At 58.2% G+C, this 3908-nt stretch carries 2 protein-coding genes and 1 pseudogene; 1 reads left to right on the forward strand and 2 read right to left on the reverse strand.

The features are described from left to right. Together ENZ75_RS24305 and ENZ75_RS24310 are read right to left on the reverse strand one after the other, a co-directional pair. Positions 1 to 257: pseudogene (locus ENZ75_RS24305) on the reverse strand (helix-turn-helix domain-containing protein); the annotation flags it as partial. Positions 258 to 501: 244 nt separating this feature from the next. After that, positions 502 to 960, reverse strand: coding sequence for a response regulator transcription factor (locus ENZ75_RS24310; RefSeq protein WP_224570033.1), 459 nt, complete (start codon positions 958 to 960; stop codon positions 502 to 504). A 751-nt stretch (positions 961 to 1711) separates the two neighbouring features. Here ENZ75_RS24310 and ENZ75_RS24315 point away from each other — a divergent pair. Then, entirely contained in the window at positions 1712 to 2833 is a 1122-nt protein-coding gene (locus ENZ75_RS24315) for a DUF418 domain-containing protein (protein ID WP_063169274.1), read from the forward strand. The last annotated feature ends 1075 nt before the right edge of the window (positions 2834 to 3908 follow it).

Genomic DNA, 3908 nt, shown 5'->3' on the forward strand with positions numbered 1-3908 from the left:
GCCGCTCGCGTATCTTCGGCGCACCCCATGTCGGCTTGTCTTGCTTGAGGCGCACAATCAGCTTCTCGATTTGAAACGGAAGCTGATTGGCGTGGCGATAGGGCCGCCGCGATCGGTCCGTCAGCCCTCCAGGCCGCTGTCGTTGTAGCGCGTGAGGATCTTGTAGCCGGTCTTGCGCGAGATATCGAACTCCCGGCAAAGCACCGCCATCTTCTCGCGTCCAGCAGCCGGGCGACGAACTTCAGCCGCTCTTCCATGACGTTACACTCCTTCCAAGGCACCTTGCTCTCCTTGCAAAGGGCCGAAAGTGTAACCCATCTATCCGGAATGAACTGTCACCCATCTCTCGGGAAGGAAAGTCATGGCCAAGGCAACTGGAAGCCGAATTTTCTTTTAGAGTATGAATCAGCGCCGTCTGCCGAAAAGCGCGTCCACGATCTTCCCTTTTGAAACGACCGTGCAGGGCTGGGGCAGACGGTAGTCGAGCACCGCCCATCCGCGTCAAGTCAGGTAGACCTCCTGCCCGTCGCGGAAGAGGCGTCGCTCGGCTGCCTGTATGGAAAGCGTCCCAACCGAAAATTGCGGCTCCGGAAAATGCCCATGGCGACGTGCCACTGCATGGATACGCGCTGAGAGTTCCCCCAGATCGAACGGCTTGACCAAATAGTCGTCGGCTCCAGCGTTGAAGCCCTCGATGCGATGCGAAATCCGATCGCAGGCTGTCAGAATGATGACCGGTGCCGATTCAAGTTCCTTGATCAGCTCCCGCAGATAGTCGATCCCATTGCCGTCCGGCAGGTGAACGTCGAGCAAAATAAGGTCGTAGCCGACCACAGCTGCATAATCGCGCGCTTCGGACAGGTTCTTGGCCCAGTCGACCGCGTGGCCACCAGCCACCAAATGATCGTGCATAGCACTTCCAAGGTCCTTATCGTCTTCAGTGAGCAGTATTCGCATCATGCTGCCGAGCTCCGGTATGAGGGCAAGGCTCCCATCTTATTGGTCGAAGCTGACAATAGGCTGAACCGGCGGCAGCGAATTATTTGGGGAGCTTTCAGGCTGCTGTCAGCTACAACTTGCAAGAAAGGGGTCGTTAACAAAGCCAAACGAAGAGCCCCTATGAAACCCGTCCTGAACTCGGCACTTTTGCTCAATGTGACCCCCGGCGGCTGCATCAGCAAATTGATTTGGGAAACAGGCGCGCCGGTTCTAATGACCGACGCAGGCCGAGGTCTGGAGCTGGACCAGCGAACGGCGTCTTCGGTTTTTCAGGCAACAGCCACATGGAAGAATATGATTGGCTCGACCATGCGCCGAGCTTTGTCGAACGGATTGGTCGCGGGCGCACTACCACAGATTATGGCAGGTTTACGCCCTGGCCTTGACACCCGGGGTGATCGTCACCGGCGGAGCCGCGGCGTACTGATCGGATATCTAACGTCGCTGAGTCTCTCGTCGGTGCAGTGGATCTCTCGGCTTAGCCATCATGCAAAAAACGACGGTTCCGCGACACCACTTTTCAGGTCCGTGACACAGGCTTTGTGAGCCGATCTGTTGTTCTTACCCCAGGCTAATGGCTGAACAGCTCTGTCGCCGGCTCGATGCGCCAGATGGCGCGATGTTTTGAACCCTTTCACGAGGCGACGGCAGCAGCCGACCGGCTCTCCTATCGCGGCTCCCGCGATCCACACACCCAACAAGGGAATCTACCATGGTAATGAAGGCACCGGTTGCCGACGCTAGGAATGGGTCGGTAGTAGATCGGCTGGTCGGCATCGACCTCGCTCGGGGCCTGGCTGTCTTCGGGATGTATGCCGCCCATCTCGGTCCCGACCCCGGCGAAGGAGGACTAGTCGGGTTTCTGATGGAACTAACCCATGGGCGGCCGTCGGCCCTGTTTGCCGTATTGGCCGGTTTTTCAATCCTCCTGATTACAGGTCGCAAGGCGCCGAAGTCGGGGATAGCCGGTAGACAGGCCATCGCCAGAGTCGCAATTCGTGCCCTTGTTTTGCTCGCGCTTGGCTCAATCCTGGGCTGCCTCGGTACCCAGGTCGAAGTCATCCTAGAATACTACGGAATTTGCTTCTTGTTGGTATTGCCGCTCCATCGGCTCAGCGCATATCAGCTGGGCTTGATCGCTGCCGCTACGGCATTAGTTCTCCCGCAAGTCCGTTCCTCCCTTCTGTCGGTTGCCCCCAACCTCCTCGACCCGGTCTTCAACCTCATGGTCAACGGCTACTATCCCGCGGTGACCTGGGTTCCTTTCCTCATCGCTGGCATGGCCATCGCGCGCCTTAATCTTAATACGCTAGCAGCGCATTGGCGCCTTGGTCTGGCGGGGGTCGCGCTGGCCGTGTTGGGCCATGGGGGATCCTTGCTCGCGCTGAGTTCCCGCGCTTTGACTGAAACCTCCTTGTGGTGGTCTGACGTTGACGGCGCTTTTGAGCCTTCCAAGTCGTCATTTATAGTCAAGTCGTCATGGATAGCCGCACCTCATAGCGAAACGACGCTTTCGATCGTGGGCAGCACCGGTTGCGCAATGATCATCTTGGCGGCTTGCATGCTCGCTGTGGATGCGCTCCCGCGTCTGCGAAAGCTGGTCTGGCCAATAATCGCAGTCGGCTCGATGTCTTTGACGGCCTATGTGCTGCACATTGCGGGAATAGCCTATCTTATGAAGATAAACATTTTCAAAGACGAGAGCCTGTCCACGCTCTTTGGCTTCGTTGTGGTTATCAGCACTTTTGCGGTGCTTTGGCTGCGCATCTTCCAGCGAGGACCGATGGAAGTGCTGATGGGTAGGGTCGCAGATCTCGCGCGTCACATCCGCTGAGCACCGCCGCGCCCCGGCCTCCCGATCACATTACGGACAAGGTGGGGCTTTGTCCAAAGCTTGTTCGCGGCAGGGGAGGGTACTTCCTCCCAGCCTGCCGCCTTGTTGATGGAAGCTAAAACGGTCGCGCAGGCGCTAGAGTTGCATCGGCATAATCAGCTTAAACTCGCGAAGTTAAACCCGCGGTTGGTCTATCTCGGCCCGCCTCACCTGAAAGGCTAAGGTATCCGTTTCGGTCAAGGGTTTTAGGGGCCATTTTCGCTGCGCCTTGAGGAGAGCGTTTGCTAGGATGAGGAGCTTTCGCAACAAGATGATGACCTTTGCGGGTTTGCCTGCCGCCTTTAGCGCCTGGTATTTTGCCTTGAGGTCGGGGTTGAAGCGCAGGGCGAAGGGCCGGGCATGTAGAGGGCCTGGCGAACATTGGCCCGGCCGCCCCGGATGAAGGCGCGGCCGCTCCATTTTGCCGAGGCCGGCGAGGCTTGCGGCCTTTGGTTCCGAGTTCCGGCATGTCGATGGTGAGTGTGCAGGCGGTGGCATCCGATGCGCCATATGCTGGTCAGGATTTCGCGGCGCTGGACAGCGTCGGGATCGGCTTTCATGAGGGTAAGCATCGTCTGATCGATATCGCTGAGTTCACGTGGATCTGCTTCCAGCCACTCGTTGTTGTGGCGCCTGAGCAAGGCAAGCGGTCAAGGTCTGGCTCTGGTGCTGGCTGCGGTGCGATCCCCGCACGGGCCAGGTGCCGATCGTGTCGACGATCCACCTCGCCGCGACCAGAGAGCTGCTACTCTCTTCCGCTGTTCATTCTGGCCTCTTCGCAATGAATGTCATAAAATCACCTGTCGCAATTAATGGTTTTTGATTTGGCTCCTACAGCTGGCAGATATCGCCGAGAGTTCCGCAGAGAGCGTCGAAAGTTTTGGCCGCCTTCTTCCGCAGCCGCGCCTTGAGTTTTGAGCAGACCTGTCTTGATCGGGTTGAGATCGGGCGAGCATGGCGGCAGGATCAGGAGCCAGTGCCCCTTTGGCCAACCAGTGGGCGGCGCGTACCTTGCCGACAATCTGGGGTTCCGAAC

Origin of the sequence: Mesorhizobium sp. M7A.F.Ca.CA.002.04.1.1 (assembly GCF_004022805.1) — a bacterium.
GTDB lineage: Bacteria > Pseudomonadota > Alphaproteobacteria > Rhizobiales > Rhizobiaceae > Mesorhizobium > Mesorhizobium ciceri.

Coding starts and splice junctions, on each gene's coding strand:
- ENZ75_RS24310 (WP_224570033.1), bottom strand. CDS start 960: ATGATGCGAATACTGCTCACTGAAGACGATAAGGACCTTGGAAGTGCT.
- ENZ75_RS24315 (WP_063169274.1), top strand. CDS start 1,712: ATGGTAATGAAGGCACCGGTTGCCGACGCTAGGAATGGGTCGGTAGTA.